Raw genomic sequence first — 18,105 nt, 5'->3', positions numbered from 1 at the left:
CCGCGGCCATGTGCGCCAGCGCACATAAGAGGGGTTTTCGTTACATCATGATCCTGCCATGGTAAGGCGTGTTGCATCCTCTGACGCATTGCAGGTCCGGTTCTGGGGCACACGCGGCTCCACCTGCGCATCCGGCCCTCAATTCGTCGAATTCGGATCGCACACGCCCTGCGTCGAGGTCCGATGCGGCGAGCGTCTCTTCATTCTCGACGCGGGCACCGGCCTGTCATCCCTCGGGATGGATCTCGGCCCGAACGCTCCCGAAAAGATCGACATCCTCCTCAGCCACCTCCACCTCGACCACATCAGCGGCCTGCCCTTCTTCAAGCCGGCCCTGCTCTCCACCGAACGCGTGATCCGCACCTATTGCGGGCATCTGGAGGGCGAGAGCGCCATGGAGCCTCTCGGCCGCCTCTTCGCCCCGCCGTTGTTTCCGGTGCGCCTCGGCCAGCTTCCGGCCCGTTTCGAGTACCACGGCTTCAGGGCCGGCGAGCCGATCACCTTCGATGACGGAACCCGGATCGAAACCCATCTCCTCAACCACCCCGGCGGCGCCACCGGCTACCGCCTCAGCCACAGTGGCCGCAGCGTCTGCTACATCAGCGACGTGGAGCACAGCGATCCCTGGCCTGACCCGGATCTCGCCGCCTTCGTGCGCGACACCGACCTGATGATCTTCGACGGCATGTTCTCCGATGCCGAGTATTCCTATTGCCGCGGCTGGGGCCATTCCACCTGGCAGAAGGGCGTGGAGCTCTCGAAGGCCGCCGGCGTGAAGGCGCTCGCCATCTTCCACCTCTATCCCGGCCACGACGACGCCTACCTGAAAGCCGCCGAAGCCGAGATGCAGGCCGTGATGCCCACCGCCTTCATGGCCCGCGAGCGCCAGTTCATCGCCTTCGAGCCCGCCGACGACGAGACGGTTGCGGATCGGGGAGAGACCGCTAAGGTGCCGGCGATCTGATCGCGGGCCCATCATGACCTCTCCCATTCTCGTGACCGGCGCGGCCGGGTTCATCGGCTTTCATGTGGTGCAGAGACTTCTGGCCGACGGGCACCAGGTGGTGGGCGTCGACAGCTTCACGCCCTATTACGACATCGGCCTGAAAGAGGCCCGCTTCGCTAGGCTTTCCCCGCACAACACCTTTCTGGGCGAACGCCTCGATCTGGCGGACCAGCAGGCGACGCGCGACCTGTTCCAGCATCATCGCTTCGAACGGGTCATCCACCTCGCCGCCCAGCCGGGCGTGCGCTTCGTCGATCCCCAGCCCTATGCGGCCTCCAACCTCATGGGATTCATGAGCATGCTGGAGGCCTGTCGGCACGGCGGGATTCAGCACCTTGTCTATGCCTCGTCGAGCTCGGTCTACGGCGCCAACCGCAAGCTGCCGTTTTCCGAGCACGACACCACGGATCATCCCATAAGCCTCTATGCCGCCACCAAGAAGGCCAATGAGATGATGGCGCATTCCTACGCGTCGCTGTTCGGCTTAGCCTCCACGGGCCTGCGCTTCTTCACGGTCTACGGGCCCTGGGGCCGGCCCGACATGGCGGTGTACAAGTTCACCCACGCCATCGCGGAAGGGCGCGAGATCCAGGTGGCCAATGCCGGACAGGTCTGGCGCGACTTCACCTATATCGACGACATCGTGGAGGGCATCGTGCGGCTGGTCGAGCGCGCGCCCTCGGGCGATCCGGCCTGGAACGCGGAAAGCCCCGACCCGGCCACGAGCGCGGCGCCGCACCGGGTCTACAACATCGGCAACGATTCACCCGAAGAGGTGAACCGGCTGATCGCCCTGATCGAGCAGGCGCTGGGCAAACAAGCCAACCGCGTCGACGTGCCCCTGCCGCCCGGCGACGTGCTGGAGACCCGCGCGGATGTGACGGATCTGCGCCGCGACGTGGGCTTTGCGCCATCGACGTCGCTGGAGGAAGGCATCCGGCGCTTCGTCGCGTGGTATCGCGAGTATCACGGGGCTTGAAATGGCAGAGGATTCAATCCTGTTGCTCATCGGCCTGTCGGTCGCCCTGGTGGGAGGAGCAGTTGCCTCGGCTCTTCTCATCCTTCTTCTGAAGCCGCTGCTCATTCGGTATGCACTGGCGCGTCCGAATGCGCGCTCGAGTCATAAGATCCCTACGCCACAAGGCGGCGGGATCGCCGTAATCGGCGCATGCCTCCTGCCAGGAATTCTGTTTTTTCTCCCGATCAGCGAATCCATCCAATTGCAGGTGCTGAGCCTATCCGTTGCCGGTCTTGCGCTCATTGGAGCGCTGGACGACATCAGGCCCCTGCCTGCGATATTGCGCCTTGTTCTCCAGATCGCTGCCGTCGCAGCTGTGATTCTGGTCAATGAAGCACGCATTTTTCCGGATTGGCTCCCCCTTGGAGTGGAGCGGATCCTTCTGATCCTTGGTGGCGTATGGTTCGTGAACCTCGTTAACTTCATGGACGGGCTTGATTGGATCACAGTCGCCGAGATGGTGCCTGTCACGGCGTTCATCGCTCTGATCCCATTTCTGGGATTCTATCCTACGAATACAGCGGTTGTTGCGGCTCTTCTCTGCGGCGCCCTCCTCGGCTTCGCGCCTTTCAACAAGCCCGTCGCCCGGCTCTTCCTCGGCGACGTCGGTTCCCTCCCCATCGGCCTGCTCGTCGGCTGGATGTTGCTGGAGCTCGCTGGAACCGGCGCCATCACCGCCGCCCTCCTGCTGCCGCTCTACTACCTGATGGACGCCACCATCACCCTGCTGCGCCGCTTACGCCGGGGCGAAAAAGTGTGGGAGGCGCATCGCAGCCATTTCTACCAGAAGGCCACCGACAACGGCTTCTCGGCGCTCGACGTCAGCGCCCATGTGTTCGGGCTCAACCTTGTCCTGGCCGGTCTCGCCGCTATGACATTGGTCTGGCCCTCGGGCGCCGTGCAGGCTGCGGCTCTCGTCTTAGGCATCGTCCTCGTCGGCCTGGTCCTCAGGCGCTTTTCCACACCCCGTCAGACAATTCCCTTGGAGGTTTCCCGATGAACGCACCCCTGATTGCCCTGACCGGCGCAACGGGTTTCATCGGACATCACCTTCTCAGCGAATTGCCCAAGCGCGGCTACCGGGTCCGGGTGCTGCTGCGCCGCCCCTCCGAGGTGCCGGCGGGGGCCGCGAGCGCCGTGATCGGCGACATCGCCTCGCCGCACAACATGGCGGCGGCCCTGCGCGATGTGGACATGGTGATCCACTCGGCGGGCCTGGCGCATGCCATGTCGGGCCGCCCGGAGGACGATTACCGCAGCATCAACACGCAGGCGACCGTGAAGCTCGCGCAGGCCGCCGAGCGGGCCGGCGTGAAGCGGTTCGTGTTCCTCTCCTCGATCCGCGCCCAGACGGGCCCCTCGGCCGATGGCGTCCTGACGGAGAAGATGGAGCCCAACCCCACGGATGCCTATGGCCGCTCCAAGCTGGAGGCTGAGCGGGGTCTGGCCGAACTCGGCCTCGACTGGGTGGCCCTGCGCCCGGTTCTCGTCTACGGCTCCGGCGTGAAGGGCAACATGGCGGCCCTGCTCGGTCTCGCGCAGTCCCCCTGGCCGTTGCCGCTTGGCGGCCTGACGGCCAAGCGTTCGCTTCTCTCCCTCGACAATCTGGCAGCGGCGGTGGACACGGTCCTGAAGGCCGAGGGGCCTTTGAAGCGCCCGCTCATCGTGGCCGATCCCGAGCCGGTGACGATCCCCGAAATGGTGAGCGCCCTGCGCGAGGGCCTGGGCCGCGGTCCGGGGCTGATCCCGGTTCCGTCCTTCGTGCTCAGAGGAGCGGCGGCTCTTACGGGCAAAGCCGAGGCCTACGAGCGGCTGGCGGGCTCGCTGGTGGCGAGCCCGGAGGCCCTGAGAAATCTGGGCTGGCAGCCGGTCAGTTCGACGCGCGACGCGCTTGCGGAACTGGCGCGGCAAGCTGGGGGGCCGGCGTCCGGCGCTTGAATTCCGGGATCGCCTCCTCGAACACCCGCTCGGCCAGGGCCCGGTCGCCCTCCGCGAGGGCGCGGTTCAGGATCCTGAGCCATTGCTCGACCCGCTCGCGGTCGGCGAAGATGGGTTTCGCCGCCATGACGCCGTCGATGCCGATCTCCGTGCGCGGCTCCTCGCGGGCGAACAGGATCTCGTGCAGGCGCTCGCCGGCGCGGGCTCCGGTGACGGCGATCTCGATGTCCTCGCCGGGCTCGTAGCCGGCAAGCCGGATCATGCGCTCGGCCAACTCGTAGATGCGCACCGGCTGGCCCATCTTCAGCACATAGACCGAGGCGCGCTCGTCGCCGTTGGAGCGTTCCGTGAGCGAGCGGCTTTCCTCCGCATGGGACGCGGAGGTGAGCACCAGGTCCGCCGCCTCACGGGTGGTCATGAAGTAGCGCACCATGTCCGGGTGGGTGACCGTGACGGGCCCGCCACGGGCGATCTGCGCCTTGAACTTCGGCACCACGGAGCCCACCGAGCCCAGCACGTTGCCGAAGCGCACCGCGATGGTGCGGGTGGCGCCGTTGCGGCCCATGAACTCGGCATCGAGCGCCTGCCCGTACATCTCGGCGAAGCGCTTGGTGGCGCCCAGCATGGAGACTGGGTCGATGGCCTTGTCGGTGGAGATCATCACGATGGTGTCGGCGCCCGCCTCGACCGCCGCATCGGCCACGTTCACCGAGCCGAACACGTTGGTCTTGATGCCCTCGGTCCAGTTCTTCTCGAGATAGGGCACGTGCTTGAGGGCGGCCGCGTGGAACACCACCTCCGGCCTGAACGCGTTCATGACCTCGCGCACCCGCTCCCGGTCGCGCACATCAGCAATCACCCCGTCCACGTTGGTGTCGCTGGACAGGAGCGTGGGGTTTTCGAGAATGTGGTGCAGGGACGGTTCGGAGCTTTCCAGGATCAGAAGATCGCTCGCCCCGAAGGCCACCACGCGGGTGCAGATCTCGGCCCCGATGGAGCCGCCGCCGCCCGTGACCAGAACGCGCTTGCCGCGGATGAAGGTCTCAAGCCGCTGCCGGTCGATCTGCACGGTGGGGCGCAGGAGCAGGTCCTCGATCTCGAGCGGCGCGAGCTCGGCGTTGCGCATGCCCTCGCCGAGGCTCGTGACCCGCACCAGCGGCAGGCCGAGGCGGCGCGCGCGGGCGAGCAGCATGTCCGGGTTCGCCTCCGGGGTCAGCGCGCTCGGGGTCGCCACCAGCCGGCGGATCGGCACGCCCCGCTCCTGGAAGTCCTGCACCACCTGATCGAGATCGTCGAAGGTGCCAAGCACCGGAACGCCGCGCATGGACTGGCCGAGATCGTCGCCGCGGTAGGAGAGAATGCCCCTGGGCTGGATCTTCTTGACGGTGCCCGCCTCGATGGCCCGCAGGATCACCTCCACGTCGGCGACCCGCCCGAGCAGCAGGGTCGGCGTGCTGGAGTCGCGCTGCAGGCTGTTCCGGGACCGGGCGTATTTCAGGTAGCGGAAGGCAAGACGCGGGCCGCCCAAAAGGAACATCTGGATCAGCCAGTACAGGGCGATCGAGATCTTGCCGAAGAAGAAGGTGCCCAGGAATTGCGGCGACAGGAGAATGTAGTCCACCACCAGCAGGGTCAGGGCCAGGATGCTGGAGGCCCGGAAGATGTTGAACAGGTCCGGCAGGGAGGCGAAGCGCCACTTGGAGCGGTAGAGCTGCGAGAACCAGTACACCACGCCGGCGAAGGCGATGAAGGGCGGCAGGAACAGCGGCAGGTGAACCAGCCGCTCGCTGAGCAGCGTCCCCTCGAAGCGCACGAAGAACGTCGCGAGGACGGCCACGCCCGTCATCACGAGATCATGCACAACGATGAGAGTTTTCTTGAAGTCCTGCCGATTCATGGCCCTGCCGCCTGCTGCCCCGGGGTATCGGATGGGCTCACCTCTTTGTCAATGTAACCTTGTCCCATGATCGATGACCTCGGTGCAACTCCCTCACGCGTCGGGCAAGGGGCTGTGCGGCACGACCAGGAGGCGGCCTTCCTCGGTTGCGACGCTTGCCCGGATGCCGAAGCTGGAGGCGAGCCGGGCCTCGGTCAGGACCGCCTCGGGAGGGCCCGAGGCTTCGTGTTTTCCCTGATCCAGCAGGACGATACGGTCGGCGAACCGGGCCGCCAGGTTCAGGTCGTGCAGGATCGCCACGACGGTGGCGCCGGCCCGGGCATGGGCCTTGAGCCCATCGAGCACGATGAGCTGATGGCGCGGATCGAGCGCCGCGACGGGCTCGTCGGCCAGGAGCACCGGTGCCTGCGTCGCGAAAGCGCGGGCCAGCAGCATGCGGGCGCGCTCGCCGCCGGACAGGGCGGTGGCGGGCCGGGTCTCGAAGCCCCGCAATCCAACGGACAGGAGCGCCGCCGCCACCGCCTCCCGGCCGTGCGCCGGCAGACGGTCCGGCTCCTCCCTATGCGGCAAACGGCCGAGCGCCACGACGCTTGCGACCGGCAGGGGCCAGGCCACCCCGCCGCCCTGCGGCAGATAGGCGATGGACCGCGCCCGCTCGGAGGCTCCCATCCGGGCGACGGCAATTCCGTTCAGGGCAACTTCGCCGGCCGATGGCCGCACCAGCCCGGCCATGGCGCGCAGCAGGGTCGTCTTTCCGGCGCCGTTGGGGCCGATCAGCGCCGTCAGGCGGCCGGGTTCCAGGGACAGGTCGATGCCCTGGAGCACACGGCGGATCCCGAGATCGACCGATAGGGAGCTGATCTCCAGGCGCATCATGCGGGCGCCTCCACCAGCTCGGCCTTGCGGCGGGCGATCACCCAAAGGAAGAACGGCACGCCGATGAGCGCCGTCAGCACCCCGACCTTGACCTCGGCTCCGGAGGGAATGAGGCGCACAGCGCAATCCGCCGCGAGCAGCAGGGCTGCGCCCGCAAGGCCCGCGGGCACGAGGGTGCGGGCCGGATCGTAGCCGGTGAGTGGCCGCACCAGATGGGGCGCCACGAGGCCGACGAAGCCGATGGACCCGGCCACCGCCACCGAGGCGCCGGTGCCGATGGCGGCTCCGGCGACGATGAGGCCCCGGAGCCGGGCCACATCGGTTCCGAGGCTGCGCGCCGTCTCCTCCCCGAGGCTTAAGGCCCGCAGGCCCGAGGCGGCCCTCAGGATCAGGAGCGAGGCGACGAGAATGAACGGGGCGGCAAGGAGCACATGGACCATGGACCGGTCCTCGAAGGAGCCCAGCAGCCAGAACACGATCTCCGTGACCGCAAAAGGGTTGGGCGAGAGGCTGATGGCGAGCGAGGTGCCGGCACCCGCGAGGCTCCCGACCGCGAGACCCGCGAGAACCAGCACCACAATGGTGGCGCTGCGCCCCGCCACCGCCACCACGAGGCCGATCGACAGGAGGGCCCCGGCGATGGCCGCGAAAGGCAGCGCCCAGGACAGGGTGCCGACGAGGCCGGAATAGATCACGAGCACCGCCCCGAAGGCCGCCGCCTGCGGAGCGCCGAACACCGCCGCGTCGGCGAGCGGATTGCGCAGCAGCCCTTGAAGCGCCGCGCCGGACAGGCCAAAGATCCATCCGATCATGAGAGCGAGCAGAGTGCGCGGCAGGCGGATCTCCCGGACGACGATGCTGGCGGCGCCCTGGTCCGACGCGAGGGCCTTGAGCGCCGTAGGGATCGAGACCGACGCCGGGCCGATCACCAGCGAGGCGAGGCTCAACGCGCCGAGGAGGGCGATCAGGCTGGGGATGAGAGGTGAGCGGGGGAGGAGCATGGCTGGCAGGTTCGTTGCTCCCGTCGATAGAGCATGAAACGCCGTGGGGACAAAGCGCCTCGGTCTCCCGCTTCATCATCTTCGGACTTGTCACAGGAAGCCGCATCGGCGTGTCATCCCCGGCGCACGAAGTGCGGGAAGGGAATCCACCTGCACGCGCAGTGCCATAGATTCCCCTCCCCTCCGCTGCGCGTCCTTCCGGGAATGACACCCACTTGTACCGGCACCCTGTTCGTCATCCCCGGACTTGGTCCGGGGATCCAAGTTTTCCCTTTCCGCTTCTCCAGCCTCATCCTGAGGAGGTCGCGTCAGCGACCGTCTCGAAGGAGGCACCAGCGGGCACTGGACGATCCTTCGAGACGCAGACTGCGTCTGCTCCTCAGGATGAGAGCAGAGGGAGACGCAAGGGTGAAGACGTGGATGGCCGCAACAAGTGCGGCCATGACGAGCAGGGGGCGCGTGCATGTTCTCACTTTGTTCTTGACTGTTGCTGCAAGCTCGGCTATACAGTTGCCTTAGACCTGCCTCTCTCGAGGGGCGCGCTCGCGAGGCGTCGCAGTGTGGAGGCAGGCACAGTCTCGCAGGCTTGCCTCGCAAGCGGGTCTGGCGGGAGGCCCAGGCTGTGGGCCGGTGGTCGGAATCGGTCTCAGGCCCCCGTCGAGCAGACGGACCCCGCCTGAGGCGGTCACCGGGCCGGCACCGCTTGTCCGCCTAAACAAGCCGTGCGCGAAGAGGCATCTCGGCTCTTCCATTCTCACCACACCACATCGAGCCGGGCTGCCCAACACGCCACCCTCGATCTCACCCACAGGCTCGCAGCCCACCGGCTGCGGGCCACACGGTGCTGGTTTTTTTAGAACGATTGCCGGTTCGATCTCCCGCCGCTCCATGATACGAAGCACATCAACGCCTCAGAACCCCATCCGAGAGAAAGCGGCATGAATCGTCTGTTCGCCAACCTGCCCACCACCGTCTTCGAAGTGATGTCGAGCTTGGCCCGGGAGACCGGCGCCATCAATCTCGGCCAGGGCTTTCCGGACGATCCGGGGCCGGAGGACGTGCGGCGGGCGGCGGCCGATGCGGTGCTGAACGGCTACAACCAGTATCCCTCGATGATGGGCATTCCGGAGCTGCGCTCCGCCATCGCCACGCACTACAAGCACTGGCAGGGCGTCGATCTCGATGCGAACACCGAGGTGATGGTGACCTCAGGCGCCACGGAGGCGCTCGCGGGCGCGATCCTCGGCATCGTGGAGCCGGGCGACGAGGTGGTGCTGTTCGAGCCCATGTACGATGCCTACCTGCCCCTCGTGCGGCTTGCCGGCGGCGTGCCGAAATTCGTCACCCTGCAGCCCCCGCATTTCCGCCTGACCGAGGAAGCGCTGGCCCAGGCCTTCTCGCCTAAGACTAAGGCGGTTGTGTTCAACAACCCGCTCAACCCGACCGCCACGACCTTCTCGGACGAGAACCTGAAGCTGCTGGCCGATTTCTGTCGCCGGTTTGACGCCATCGCGATCTCCGACGAGGTCTGGGAGCACGTGGTGTTCGACGGCCGGCAGCACCGGCCGATCCTCGCGCTCGACGGGTTGCGCGAGCGCTCGGTGAAGATCGGGTCGGCCGGAAAAATCTTCAGCCTCACGGGCTGGAAGGTCGGCTTCGTCTGCGCCGCACCCCAAATCATGAAGGTGCTGGCGAAATCCCACCAGTTCCTCACCTTTACAACAGCGCCAAACCTGCAAGCCGCGGTGGCCTACGGGCTTGCCAAGGACGATGCTTACTTCAACGACATGCGCAAAAACTTTGCCCGCAGCCGCGACCGCTTCACGGACGGCCTGAGGACGCTGGGCTTCGACGTGATCCCGAGCCAAGGCACCTATTTCGTCAACATCGACATCGCGCCCCTCGGCGAGACCGACGACGTCGCCTTCTGCCGCCGCCTCGTCATGGAGCACGGGGTCGCGGCGATCCCGGTCTCGGCCTTCTATGCGGAGGGTGCGGTCAAGAACGTGGTGCGCTTCTGCTTCGCCAAGAAGGATTCGACGCTGGATGCCGGGCTGGAGCGGTTGGCGAGAGCGGTAAGGCAGACACGGTAAGAAGCACTAGATAGCAGAGAATGGTCGATGCGCATCTTGGCACCTCTCTGGGCTGTCCTCTGCCTTGGCCAGTCAGCCGCTTCGGCTGAGCCTTCCAGGTTTGACGCTCTGACCGGCGTTTACCGGGTCCCCGTCACGGTAAACTTTCCCGATCCCAAGCGCCCCTTCAGAACCCAACACCTTCTTGAGATCATTCCTTACCGACAGGGCAGCTTCTATATCAACACCGAGATCAACGGCCATCATGCCTGCTATCTCTCCGGCATTGCGGAGGTCGAAGGTTCAGAGCTGGTCTACCGCAGCGTTCCGGGCGAGGACGATCCCTGGCCGGCTTGTACGTTCTCCGTGCGGCTTCAGGCCAACAGGATCGTTTTCGACGATGCAGAGGGAGCCTGTCGAAGGCTGTATTGCGGCGTGAGTGCGGGCTTTGGCGACGTGAGCTTCGATGCAAAACTGCGCCGCCGTATCGGCAATCTGAGCAAGATCTGCAGCTCCGCCGGCTACGAGGAAGCCGTTTCGATCTACGAGCGTCTCCTTCAATGGCGGGCTGCCCAACCGACCCCGATCAAACGGCCTTGACGTGCGGGGCAATAGGATTTCAATTGAGCGCCTGGCCGATCAAGGCTTTCTCTTATCTTGAGGAGTTCCCACCCCTGATGATCCGTCTTCTCGCTTCGGTTGCTCTGGGCCTCGGCCTTGTCACCGCCGCCGCCGCCCAGGAGCGTGTGGTCAACGTCTACAACTGGTCCGACTACGTGGACCCGAAGGCGCTGGACGAGTTCACGAAACAGACCGGCATCAAGGTGGTCTACGACACCTACGACAACAACGAGATTGTCGAGACCAAGCTTCTGGCCGGCAAATCGGGCTACGACATCGTGGTGCCGTCGGGCCCATTCGTGCAGCGCCTGATCGGCGCCAAGGTGTTCCAGAAGCTCGACAAGGCAAAGCTGCCGAACCTCGCCAACCAATGGCCGGAGGTGACGCAGCGCCTGGCGGTGTTCGATCCCGGCAATCAGTTTGCCGTCAACTACATGTGGGGCACCACCGGCATCGGCGTGAACGTCAAGAAGGTGAAAGAGATCCTGGGCGACATGCCGCTCAACACCTGGGACCTGGTGCTGAAGCCGGAGATCTCCTCAAAGCTTAAAAGCTGCGGCATCTACATGCTCGATAGCCCTGAGGACCTCTTCCCCGGCGTGCTCGCCTATCTCGGCCTCAACCCGGATTCCAAGCGCGTCGAGGACCTGAACAAGGCAGGCGATGCCCTGTTCCGCGTGCGCGGCAACATCCAGAAGTTCCACTCCTCCGAGTACATCAACGCGCTCGCCAACGGCGATATCTGCGTGGCGGTGGGCTATTCGGGCGACATGATCCAGGCCAAGAGCCGCGCCGAGGAAGCCAAGAACAACGTCGAGGTCGGCTATGTCATCCCGCGTGAAGGCGCGCTGATGTGGTTCGACAGCTTCGTGATCCCGGCGGACGCGAAGAACGTCACGGAAGCGCATGAGTTCATCAACTTCATGCTCCGCCCCGAGATCGCCGCCATGAACACGAACTTCGTGTCCTATGCCTCCGGCAACCTTGCCGCGAAGCAGCACATCGACAAGGCGATCCTCGACAATCCCGGCATCTATCCGGACGAGGCCACCATGAAGCGGCTCTTCACCAACACGGCCTATGACGAGCGCTCCCAGCGCACCGTCACCCGGCTCTGGACCCGCGTGAAGACCGGCCGTTAATCCGGCGCTCAGACTCGGTCGCGCACATTCGGCGCGCCCGCCAAGCCTCGCCTTCGGGCGAGGCTTTTCTTTTCGAAGAAGGACATCTCGTCATGCGTTCCGCAGCCGTCGCACTCCTTGCAATGAGCCTCGTCTCTCCCGTCTTCGCGCAGGCTCCCACCTCTCCGCGCCAGCCGACGATCAGCGTGATGGGCACCGGCGAGGCGGAGCTGAAGCCCGATTTCGCGCGCATCCATGTGACGGTGGCAACGCAGGCCGAGACGGTGGCGCAGGCGAGCGCTGCCAACACCACGGCCACGGAGCGGGTGCTCGCCCGCATCCAGGGCCTCGGCGTCAAGCGGGAGGACATCAGGACGGCGAATTTCCAAGTCTTCCAGACGCCCCAGCAGGTCGGCCCCGACGGCAAGGAGGTGAAGACCCCGAAGTTCTCCGCCCATCATCAGTTGCGGATCACCACCCGTGATCTCGACGGCGTCGGGCGCCTCGCGGGCGAGATCCTGGCAAGCGGCGACATGACCTTCCAGGCGGTGACCTTCGGTCTCGACCGGCAGGAGGAGGGCGCGGACAAGGCGCGCGAAGCCGCCGTGCGGGATGCCAGACGCCAAGCCGACGTCTATGCCGCTGCGGCCGGCGTGTCGCTCGGCCGGCTCCTGGAGATCCGCGACGGCTCGGCTCAGCCCTTCGAGCCGCAGCCTGATATGCGCATGTCGATGGCGATGGCCAAGGGCGCCGAGTCGGTGCCGATCGTCCCGCCGGCAACGATCCGCTACACGGCCAATGTCCAGCTCGTCTGGGAAATGGCCGGGCAGCCCTAAGCCCCGGCCATTCGATTTCTATGCCGCTCTGACGCTGTTGAGGAAGTGGCCGATCTCCGCGCCGAGCCGCTTCGCCTGGTGCTCCAGGGCCACCGAGAGATCCGCGACTGCCCGGGCGGCATCGAGAGACTGCACGGCAACGCCCTGCGTGGTCTCGATCGCCGAGGTGCCGGCCTGCGCTTCCGTGGAGACCTGAGCCACCGACTGGGCGATCTCCGATACCGCCGCCGTCTGCTGGCTCACGGTTCCGGCCACCGTGGACACGACCCCGGCCAGATCCTCCACGGAGGCCTGCACGGTGCCGAGCGCCACCAGGGTTTCCCGTGAGGCCGCCTGCACCGCTTCGATCTGCCGGGCGATCTCCTCGGTGGCCTTGGCGGTCTGGCCGGCCAGGTCCTTCACCTCATTGGCCACGACGGCAAAGCCCTTGCCAGCCTCGCCGGCCCGGGCCGCCTCGATGGTGGCGTTGAGCGCCAGCAGGTTGGTTTGCGCCGCAATGGTGCGGATGAGGCCCGCCACTTCGCCGATCTGGGACGTCGCGGCCGACAGCGTCGTCATGCTGCTCGAGGCGCCCCGGGCCTCCGCTACGGCGCGCTCGGAGGCTTTTGCCGAAGCATTCGTCTGGGCGGCCACTTCGGACAGGGACGCGTCGAGCTCCTCGGCGGCGCTCGCCACCGCCGCCATGTTGTGCGCCGTCCGCATGGAGGCGCTGCCTGCGATCTGTGCCTGCTGGGTCACGTGGTTCGCCGAGCCTTCCAGCTGTCCGGAGGCCCTGGCGAGATCGCCCGTCACCTCGCGGACCTCCGCCAGGATCTGCTCGACCGTGGCGTCGAACGCCATGATCGCGTTGGAGATCGCATGGGCGCGCTCTGCATCGAGCGCCGCCATGCCCTCGCGCTCCTGGGTGAGCCGCTCGCGCTCGCGGGCATTGTCGCGGAAGACCAGCACGGTGCGGGCCATGGCGCCGATCTCGTCGGTTCCCTTGGTGGAGGGGATTTCGACGGAGGCATCGCCGTCGGCGAGCCGGCGCATGGCCTGCTGCAGGCGGGTAAGTGGGAGGGAGATTGAACGTCCCACGATGAAGTTCAGGACAAGGCCGAACAGGAGCGTCGCGCCCATGGCCCACAGGATCAGGGTGAAGGTGCGCTGCTGCGAGGCGGTGAGCTGCTCATCGGTCTTGTGCGCCTCGGCGCGCACCTTGGCGAGCAGCTGATCGAGCACCGGAACGAGCAGGTCGAACTGGCCTATCAGCTTCTCGCTCTGGCCCGCCACCTCCCGCTCGAGCTCGCCCCAGGCGTGAAAGGCCTCCTGGAACGACACGCTGGCGCTCTCGACAGCGGCCTTCTCCTTGGCGAGGTCGCCGGAGAGCTGGGACAGGGCACGGGTAAACCGCCCCTGCTCGACTTCGAACGCCCCGAGGATGCTCTCCTCGAGCAGGATCCGGGCGCGGGCCTCCTGGTTGAACATGCCGAGCATGGCGGCCCAAAGGCGCCAGGCGATGGTCTCGCCGCTGCCCGTCAGCGGCCGCACCAGCTTCTCGAGATTCGCCTCGGCCTTGAGCAGGCGCCCCTGCGCGCCCTCGTCGGGCTTGGTGCCGATGCCGGTATAGAGCTTGTCGAGGGATCTGCCCTGGCCCAGCAGGGCGGAAGCATGCTGCTTCAAGGCGGCGATCTCGGGCTCGATCAGAGCGGCGCCCGGTGCTGCGCTCATCTCGTCGAGCTGGGCCGTCAAAGCCTTGTGCTGGTCCATGAAGGCTTGGCCGTGATGGCTGAGGCGGCTCGTGGTCCATTCGCCCGCCACCACCTTTAGTCCGTCGGCCCGGCCGCGGAACCCGTTGGCCTTCTCGGCGAGCGCCGAATAGGTCTGCTGTGCCGCCAAAGCCTGCTCCACCTCGGAGCGTCCGGTCTGGAACACCGCACCGATCACCGCAAAGCCAAGCACCATCACGCCGCTCAACGTCGCGACGCGCATCCGCACCGACGGTTGCTTCAACCGAGCCAGAAACGCCATTGCCCCCGAATCCCTCTTGTCACGCTGCGGCAAGATTGCGGGGGACGCGTTAAAGAGATGTTTACGTTAGGTAAGAAATCCGGCCGTAGCGACTCAGGCAGCCTTCGGCAGCTCGGTCATGATGGCGTAGAGGGCTTCAGCGTCCCGGGTGGCGCGCACCCGCTCGATGAGGCCGGGCTCACGCAGCACACGGGCGACCCGCGCCAGGGCCTTCAGGTGATCCGCGCCGGCGCCTTCCGGGGCCAGAAGCAGGAACAGCACATCGACCGGCTGGCTGTCGAGAGCCTCGAAGTTCACGGGCTTGTCGAGCCGCGCCACGAGACCGAAGATCCGGGTTAGGCCCGCCAGCTTGCCGTGGGGAATGGCAATGCCCTCGCCGATCCCGGTCGAGCCGAGGCGCTCGCGCTGGAGGAGAGCCTCATAGATGGCGCTGTCGGGAAGGCCCGTGAGCCGGGCCGCCTGGGAAGCCAGTTCCTGAAGAGCCTGCTTCTTGCCGTTGACGCGCAAGGCGGGCAGGACGGCCTGGGGGTCTAAAAAGTCCAGCAAGGGCATCGATCACGCTGCATTCTTGATGTGAAGCCTGGAAGGCCTCTCACCGTTCCACGCAAGAACTGGGCCAAAAGAGGTAGATCCCCTCAAGCCTGTGCAAGCGGCGGATCAACCCACCCGATTGCTCCGTCGCCGCGGCGATATACGACGTTCACGCGTCCGGTGCTAGCGTGGATGAACACCAGAGCGGCCGCTCCCGTAAAGTCGAGCTGCATCACGGCGTCGCTGACGGAGAGCGTGTGAAGCGGCTTCGTGGTCTCGGCTACGACGATAGGATGAAAGCCTTCTTCCTCGACGGCCTCATCGCCCGGCGCCTCGAACACCGCATAGGGCACCTCGATGCCGCCGGTGCGCGCACCCGCGCCTGACTTGCCCTTGAGCCGCTGCTTGTAGCGGCGCAGGCGATTCTCGATGCGGGCTGCGGTCTGGTCGAAGCTGGCATAGGCATCGCCGGCGGCCCCGGAGGCTTCCAAGGTCATGCCGGAGGTGAGATGCAGCACGCAGTCGGTGCGAAATCCGCCGCCGTCGCGGGTGACGGTCACATGGCCGGAATAGCCGCCGTCGAAATACTTCGCCAGCGCGCCGGCCATCCGGGCCTGGACCTGAGACCTGAGAGCTTCGCCGATATCGAGATTCTTCCCCGACACTCTCAATGTCATCGTATCCTCCTCATCTTGGCGCTCTCATGGGCGCCCTCGCTTGGCTGCACCCCTTCAGGGATGACGCTTGGTGATGATGAGCCGAATGGGGACCAATGCAAGTCTTGAAATCTTGAGCCTAAGCGGTCAAGCTTCACGACTGTGCCGGCGGCGACGATCCGCCGATGACGGGATGCGGAGCGCCTCCCGGTATTTCGCCACCGTGCGGCGGGCGACCTGAATGCCTTCCTGCTTCAATTTCTGGGCAATTGCCTCATCGGAGAGCACATTCCCGGGCTTCTCGGCACCGATCAGCTGACCGATGCGATGCTGCACGGCCTTGGCGGCATGTTCGCCCTCACCCGTAGCGGCGCCGAAGAAGAACTTCATCGGGTAGGTGCCGCGCCCCGATCCTATAGCCTTGTTTGCCGCAACCCGAGACACGGTGGATTCGTGCATGGCGATGGCTTCCGCCACGCTTTTCAGCGTGAGCGGACGCAACCCTGAGACTCCGTCGCGAAAGAACGCCTCCTGCTGGCGGGCGATCTCGGCCGCGACCTTCAGGATGGTCCTGGCGCGCTGCTCCAGGCTGCGGGTGAGCCAGCTCGCGGTCTGAACGCACTCGGACAGGAAACTCTTGTCCTCCTCCTTGCGCAGAACTTTGGCCACCTCGGCATAATAGGCGCGGTTGAGCAGGATGCGGGGCAGGGTCTCGGGATTGAGCTCGACAGACAGGCTGCCATCCGGTGCGGGACGGACCAGCACGTCCGGCACGAGCACGTCGACCCTGACAGGCGTGAAGGCAAGGCCTGGCTTCGGCTCCAGGCGGCGGATCTCGGCCAGCATGCCGGCGAGATCTTGCCCGTCGACACCACACACCTTTTGCAGGGCAGAAAAATCTTGCCGTGCGACGAGATGAAGATGCTGAAGCAGCGCCTGCATGGCCGGATCGAGCCGACTACGCTCCCTCAGCTGAATCGCGAGACATTCGGCGAGGTCGCGCGCTCCTACGCCGGACGGCTCGAAGGTTTGAATCAGCCGCAGGGCCGCTTCTACATCGGCGGGCTCCACCTCCAGATATGCGGCGATCTCCGCCGGATCGTCCCTGAGGTAGCCGGCCTCGTCGAGGCTGTGGATCAGGTGCTCACCGATCGCGCGGAGACGAGGATCGGAGGTGACAAGATCGAGCTGCGCCTCCAGGTGCTCGGTCAGGCTGGTGGTGCGGGCCAGCGTCTCCTCCAGCTCCGGCCCAATCTCGCCGTGAGTCGCGCCGGGCGAGCCGGACGATCCCGGAGCGACCGGGCTCCGCAAGGGTGGAGGACCGGGCACGATCCGGGGCCCCAGGGCCTGTGCCTTCTGCTTGGCGCGCAGGAAATCGGCGAGGCTCAGGCTCGGAGCATCGGCCCGGATCTCGCCTTCCTGCAGGAGGGGGTTGCGCTCAAGCTCGGCCGCCACATAGGCCGCGAGCTCCGCATGGGAGAGCTGCAAAAGCTTGATGGATTGGACGAGCTGGGGCGTCATGGTCAGGGACTGGCCCTGGCGCAGCTCCAGCTGTTGCATCGCACTCATGAACGCACCCGAAACGGCATGCTTCTTGCATGCCGTTCATTTTTAACGGGATCGGGAGCGATCCGTCAAAAGGCGGGTGATCCTAGAGCCGGAAATCCTCACCCAGATACAGGCGGCGCACTTCCTCGTTCGCCACGATGGCGTCCGGCGTGCCCTCGGTGAGCACGCGGCCGGAATGGATGATGTAGGCGCGGTCGATGAGGCCTAAGGTCTCGCGGACGTTGTGGTCCGTGATGAGCACGCCGATGCCCCGGCGCGTCAGGTGCCGCACGAGGTTCTGGATGTCGCCGACAGCAATGGGGTCGATGCCCGCGAAGGGCTCGTCGAGGAGCATGAAGGTCGGCTCGCCCGCGAGCGCCCGGGCGATTTCGCAGCGCCGCCGCTCACCGCCCGAGAGCGCGATCGAAGGCGATTTGCGCAAGCGCGTGATGTTGAACTCCTCGAGGAGCGCGTCGAGCTTGCGCTCACGCTCCTTGCGGCTGGGCTCCACGATTTCGAGCACGGCACGGATGTTGTCCTCCACGTTGAGGCCGCGAAAAATCGAGGCCTCCTGCGGGAGATAGCCGATGCCCAGCCGGGCGCGGCGGTACATGGGCAGGCCCGTCACGTCATGGCCGTCGAGGCTGATGACGCCGCGATCCGCCGCGACGAGGCCCGTGATCATGTAGAAGATCGTGGTCTTGCCCGCGCCGTTCGGCCCGAGCAGGCCGACGGCCTCGCCGGCCCGCACCTGCAGGCCTGCATCCTGCACCACCGTGCGGCCGCGATAGCTCTTCTGCAGGCCTTTCACGGCCAGGATGCCTGCGCCTCCGAATACGGCCTCGCCCTCGCTCCGGGAAGAGCCATGCGGAACCGGCCCGGCCGCATAGGGCTCCAGGAGGCTCACGTCCGAAGGGCCGGGTTGAGAACGGTTGAAAAGCGGTTTCACAGGATCATCGCTGGTGATGGAAGGG

16 protein-coding genes are annotated in these 18,105 nt (G+C 66.1%); 8 read left to right on the top strand and 8 right to left on the bottom strand.

What is annotated here, in order from left to right; translation table 11 throughout:
- The first annotated feature begins 58 nt into the window (after window positions 1-58).
- From JQC81_RS06185 to JQC81_RS06170, 4 genes are read left to right on the top strand one after another with little or no spacing between them, the layout of a single operon-like run.
- Window positions 59-964 (top strand): MBL fold metallo-hydrolase, encoded by a 906-nt coding sequence (locus JQC81_RS06185; RefSeq protein WP_203270944.1) that lies wholly within the window; start codon window positions 59-61, stop codon window positions 962-964.
- Window positions 965-977: 13 nt separating this feature from the next.
- Window positions 978-1,985 carry an NAD-dependent epimerase/dehydratase family protein gene (locus JQC81_RS06180; RefSeq protein ID WP_203270943.1) on the top strand — a complete coding sequence of 336 codons (1,008 nt, stop codon included), beginning with the start codon at window positions 978-980 and terminating at the stop codon, window positions 1,983-1,985.
- A gap of 1 nt (window position 1,986) precedes the next feature.
- A complete protein-coding gene (locus JQC81_RS06175) occupies window positions 1,987-3,024 on the top strand; it encodes an MraY family glycosyltransferase (RefSeq protein WP_203270942.1) in 1,038 nt (345 codons plus the stop codon).
- Window positions 3,021-3,962: an NAD-dependent epimerase/dehydratase family protein gene (locus tag JQC81_RS06170; RefSeq protein WP_203270941.1), complete on the top strand. Its 942-nt coding sequence runs from the start codon at window positions 3,021-3,023 to the stop codon at window positions 3,960-3,962. Before JQC81_RS06175 ends, JQC81_RS06170 begins: the two co-directional genes overlap by 4 nt.
- On the opposite strand, the gene JQC81_RS06165 is transcribed toward JQC81_RS06170, so the two are convergent.
- From JQC81_RS06165 to JQC81_RS06155, 3 genes are all read right to left on the bottom strand, one after another.
- Window positions 3,895-5,859, bottom strand: coding sequence for a polysaccharide biosynthesis protein (locus JQC81_RS06165; RefSeq protein ID WP_203270940.1), 1,965 nt, complete (start codon window positions 5,857-5,859; stop codon window positions 3,895-3,897). The genes JQC81_RS06170 and JQC81_RS06165 overlap by 68 nt on opposite strands.
- 93 nt (window positions 5,860-5,952) lie before the next feature.
- A complete protein-coding gene (locus JQC81_RS06160) occupies window positions 5,953-6,735 on the bottom strand; it encodes an ABC transporter ATP-binding protein (protein WP_203270939.1) in 783 nt (260 codons plus the stop codon).
- Window positions 6,732-7,736, bottom strand: a complete 1,005-nt coding sequence (locus tag JQC81_RS06155) for a FecCD family ABC transporter permease (protein WP_203270938.1) — start codon at window positions 7,734-7,736, stop codon at window positions 6,732-6,734. Before JQC81_RS06155 ends, JQC81_RS06160 begins: the two co-directional genes overlap by 4 nt.
- Before the next feature lie 938 nt (window positions 7,737-8,674).
- Between JQC81_RS06155 and JQC81_RS06150 the strand changes: the two genes are divergently transcribed.
- The 4 genes from JQC81_RS06150 to JQC81_RS06135 all read left to right on the top strand — a co-directional run bounded on the left by JQC81_RS06150 (window position 8,675) and on the right by JQC81_RS06135 (window position 12,386).
- On the top strand, window positions 8,675-9,829 hold the full coding sequence (locus JQC81_RS06150) for an aminotransferase (protein WP_203270937.1): 1,155 nt from the start codon (window positions 8,675-8,677) through the stop codon (window positions 9,827-9,829).
- Window positions 9,830-9,856: 27 nt separating this feature from the next.
- Window positions 9,857-10,408 (top strand): hypothetical protein, encoded by a 552-nt coding sequence (locus tag JQC81_RS06145; RefSeq protein WP_203270936.1) that lies wholly within the window; start codon window positions 9,857-9,859, stop codon window positions 10,406-10,408.
- Between the two features lie 77 nt (window positions 10,409-10,485).
- Window positions 10,486-11,571: a polyamine ABC transporter substrate-binding protein gene (locus JQC81_RS06140; RefSeq protein ID WP_203270935.1), complete on the top strand. Its 1,086-nt coding sequence runs from the start codon at window positions 10,486-10,488 to the stop codon at window positions 11,569-11,571.
- A 92-nt stretch (window positions 11,572-11,663) separates the two neighbouring features.
- Complete coding sequence (locus JQC81_RS06135) at window positions 11,664-12,386, top strand: SIMPL domain-containing protein (protein ID WP_203270934.1); 723 nt, start codon at window positions 11,664-11,666, stop codon at window positions 12,384-12,386.
- A gap of 18 nt (window positions 12,387-12,404) precedes the next feature.
- Here JQC81_RS06135 and JQC81_RS06130 read toward each other — a convergent pair whose 3' ends face one another.
- The 5 genes from JQC81_RS06130 to lptB all read right to left on the bottom strand — a co-directional run bounded on the left by JQC81_RS06130 (window position 12,405) and on the right by lptB (window position 18,080).
- Window positions 12,405-14,396 (bottom strand): methyl-accepting chemotaxis protein, encoded by a 1,992-nt coding sequence (locus JQC81_RS06130; protein ID WP_203270933.1) that lies wholly within the window; start codon window positions 14,394-14,396, stop codon window positions 12,405-12,407.
- A 93-nt stretch (window positions 14,397-14,489) separates the two neighbouring features.
- On the bottom strand, window positions 14,490-14,948 hold the full coding sequence (gene ptsN, locus JQC81_RS06125; RefSeq protein WP_203270932.1) for a PTS IIA-like nitrogen regulatory protein PtsN: 459 nt from the start codon (window positions 14,946-14,948) through the stop codon (window positions 14,490-14,492).
- Window positions 14,949-15,031: 83 nt separating this feature from the next.
- Window positions 15,032-15,604 carry a ribosome hibernation-promoting factor, HPF/YfiA family gene (gene hpf, locus JQC81_RS06120; RefSeq protein ID WP_203270931.1) on the bottom strand — a complete coding sequence of 191 codons (573 nt, stop codon included), beginning with the start codon at window positions 15,602-15,604 and terminating at the stop codon, window positions 15,032-15,034.
- A gap of 126 nt (window positions 15,605-15,730) precedes the next feature.
- Entirely contained in the window at window positions 15,731-17,152 is a 1,422-nt protein-coding gene (rpoN, locus tag JQC81_RS06115; protein WP_203270930.1) for an RNA polymerase factor sigma-54, read from the bottom strand.
- Between the two features lie 82 nt (window positions 17,153-17,234).
- Complete coding sequence (gene lptB, locus JQC81_RS06110) at window positions 17,235-18,080, bottom strand: LPS export ABC transporter ATP-binding protein (protein ID WP_376772372.1); 846 nt, start codon at window positions 18,078-18,080, stop codon at window positions 17,235-17,237.
- Between the last annotated feature and the right edge of the window lie 25 nt (window positions 18,081-18,105).

It is taken from the genome of Microvirga arabica (genome assembly GCF_016811235.1).
Lineage (GTDB): Bacteria > Pseudomonadota > Alphaproteobacteria > Rhizobiales > Beijerinckiaceae > Microvirga > Microvirga arabica.
Note: the sequence above shows the minus strand (reverse complement) of the source record. Positions and strands in the feature narration are given on the sequence as shown.

What these genes read in the sequence shown, in the direction of transcription:
- JQC81_RS06170 (WP_203270941.1), top strand. Translation starts at nt 3,021, where the DNA reads ATGAACGCACCCCTGATTGCCCTGACCGGCGCAACGGGTTTCATCGGA.
- JQC81_RS06130 (WP_203270933.1), bottom strand. Translation starts at nt 14,396, where the DNA reads ATGGCGTTTCTGGCTCGGTTGAAGCAACCGTCGGTGCGGATGCGCGTC.
- JQC81_RS06160 (WP_203270939.1), bottom strand. Translation starts at nt 6,735, where the DNA reads ATGATGCGCCTGGAGATCAGCTCCCTATCGGTCGATCTCGGGATCCGC.
- JQC81_RS06145 (WP_203270936.1), top strand. Translation starts at nt 9,857, where the DNA reads ATGCGCATCTTGGCACCTCTCTGGGCTGTCCTCTGCCTTGGCCAGTCA.
- JQC81_RS06150 (WP_203270937.1), top strand. Translation starts at nt 8,675, where the DNA reads ATGAATCGTCTGTTCGCCAACCTGCCCACCACCGTCTTCGAAGTGATG.
- JQC81_RS06155 (WP_203270938.1), bottom strand. Translation starts at nt 7,736, where the DNA reads ATGCTCCTCCCCCGCTCACCTCTCATCCCCAGCCTGATCGCCCTCCTC.
- JQC81_RS06135 (WP_203270934.1), top strand. Translation starts at nt 11,664, where the DNA reads ATGCGTTCCGCAGCCGTCGCACTCCTTGCAATGAGCCTCGTCTCTCCC.
- rpoN (WP_203270930.1), bottom strand. Translation starts at nt 17,152, where the DNA reads ATGAGTGCGATGCAACAGCTGGAGCTGCGCCAGGGCCAGTCCCTGACC.
- JQC81_RS06165 (WP_203270940.1), bottom strand. Translation starts at nt 5,859, where the DNA reads ATGAATCGGCAGGACTTCAAGAAAACTCTCATCGTTGTGCATGATCTC.
- JQC81_RS06175 (WP_203270942.1), top strand. Translation starts at nt 1,987, where the DNA reads ATGGCAGAGGATTCAATCCTGTTGCTCATCGGCCTGTCGGTCGCCCTG.
- JQC81_RS06180 (WP_203270943.1), top strand. Translation starts at nt 978, where the DNA reads ATGACCTCTCCCATTCTCGTGACCGGCGCGGCCGGGTTCATCGGCTTT.
- ptsN (WP_203270932.1), bottom strand. Translation starts at nt 14,948, where the DNA reads ATGCCCTTGCTGGACTTTTTAGACCCCCAGGCCGTCCTGCCCGCCTTG.
- JQC81_RS06185 (WP_203270944.1), top strand. Translation starts at nt 59, where the DNA reads ATGGTAAGGCGTGTTGCATCCTCTGACGCATTGCAGGTCCGGTTCTGG.
- hpf (WP_203270931.1), bottom strand. Translation starts at nt 15,604, where the DNA reads ATGACATTGAGAGTGTCGGGGAAGAATCTCGATATCGGCGAAGCTCTC.
- JQC81_RS06140 (WP_203270935.1), top strand. Translation starts at nt 10,486, where the DNA reads ATGATCCGTCTTCTCGCTTCGGTTGCTCTGGGCCTCGGCCTTGTCACC.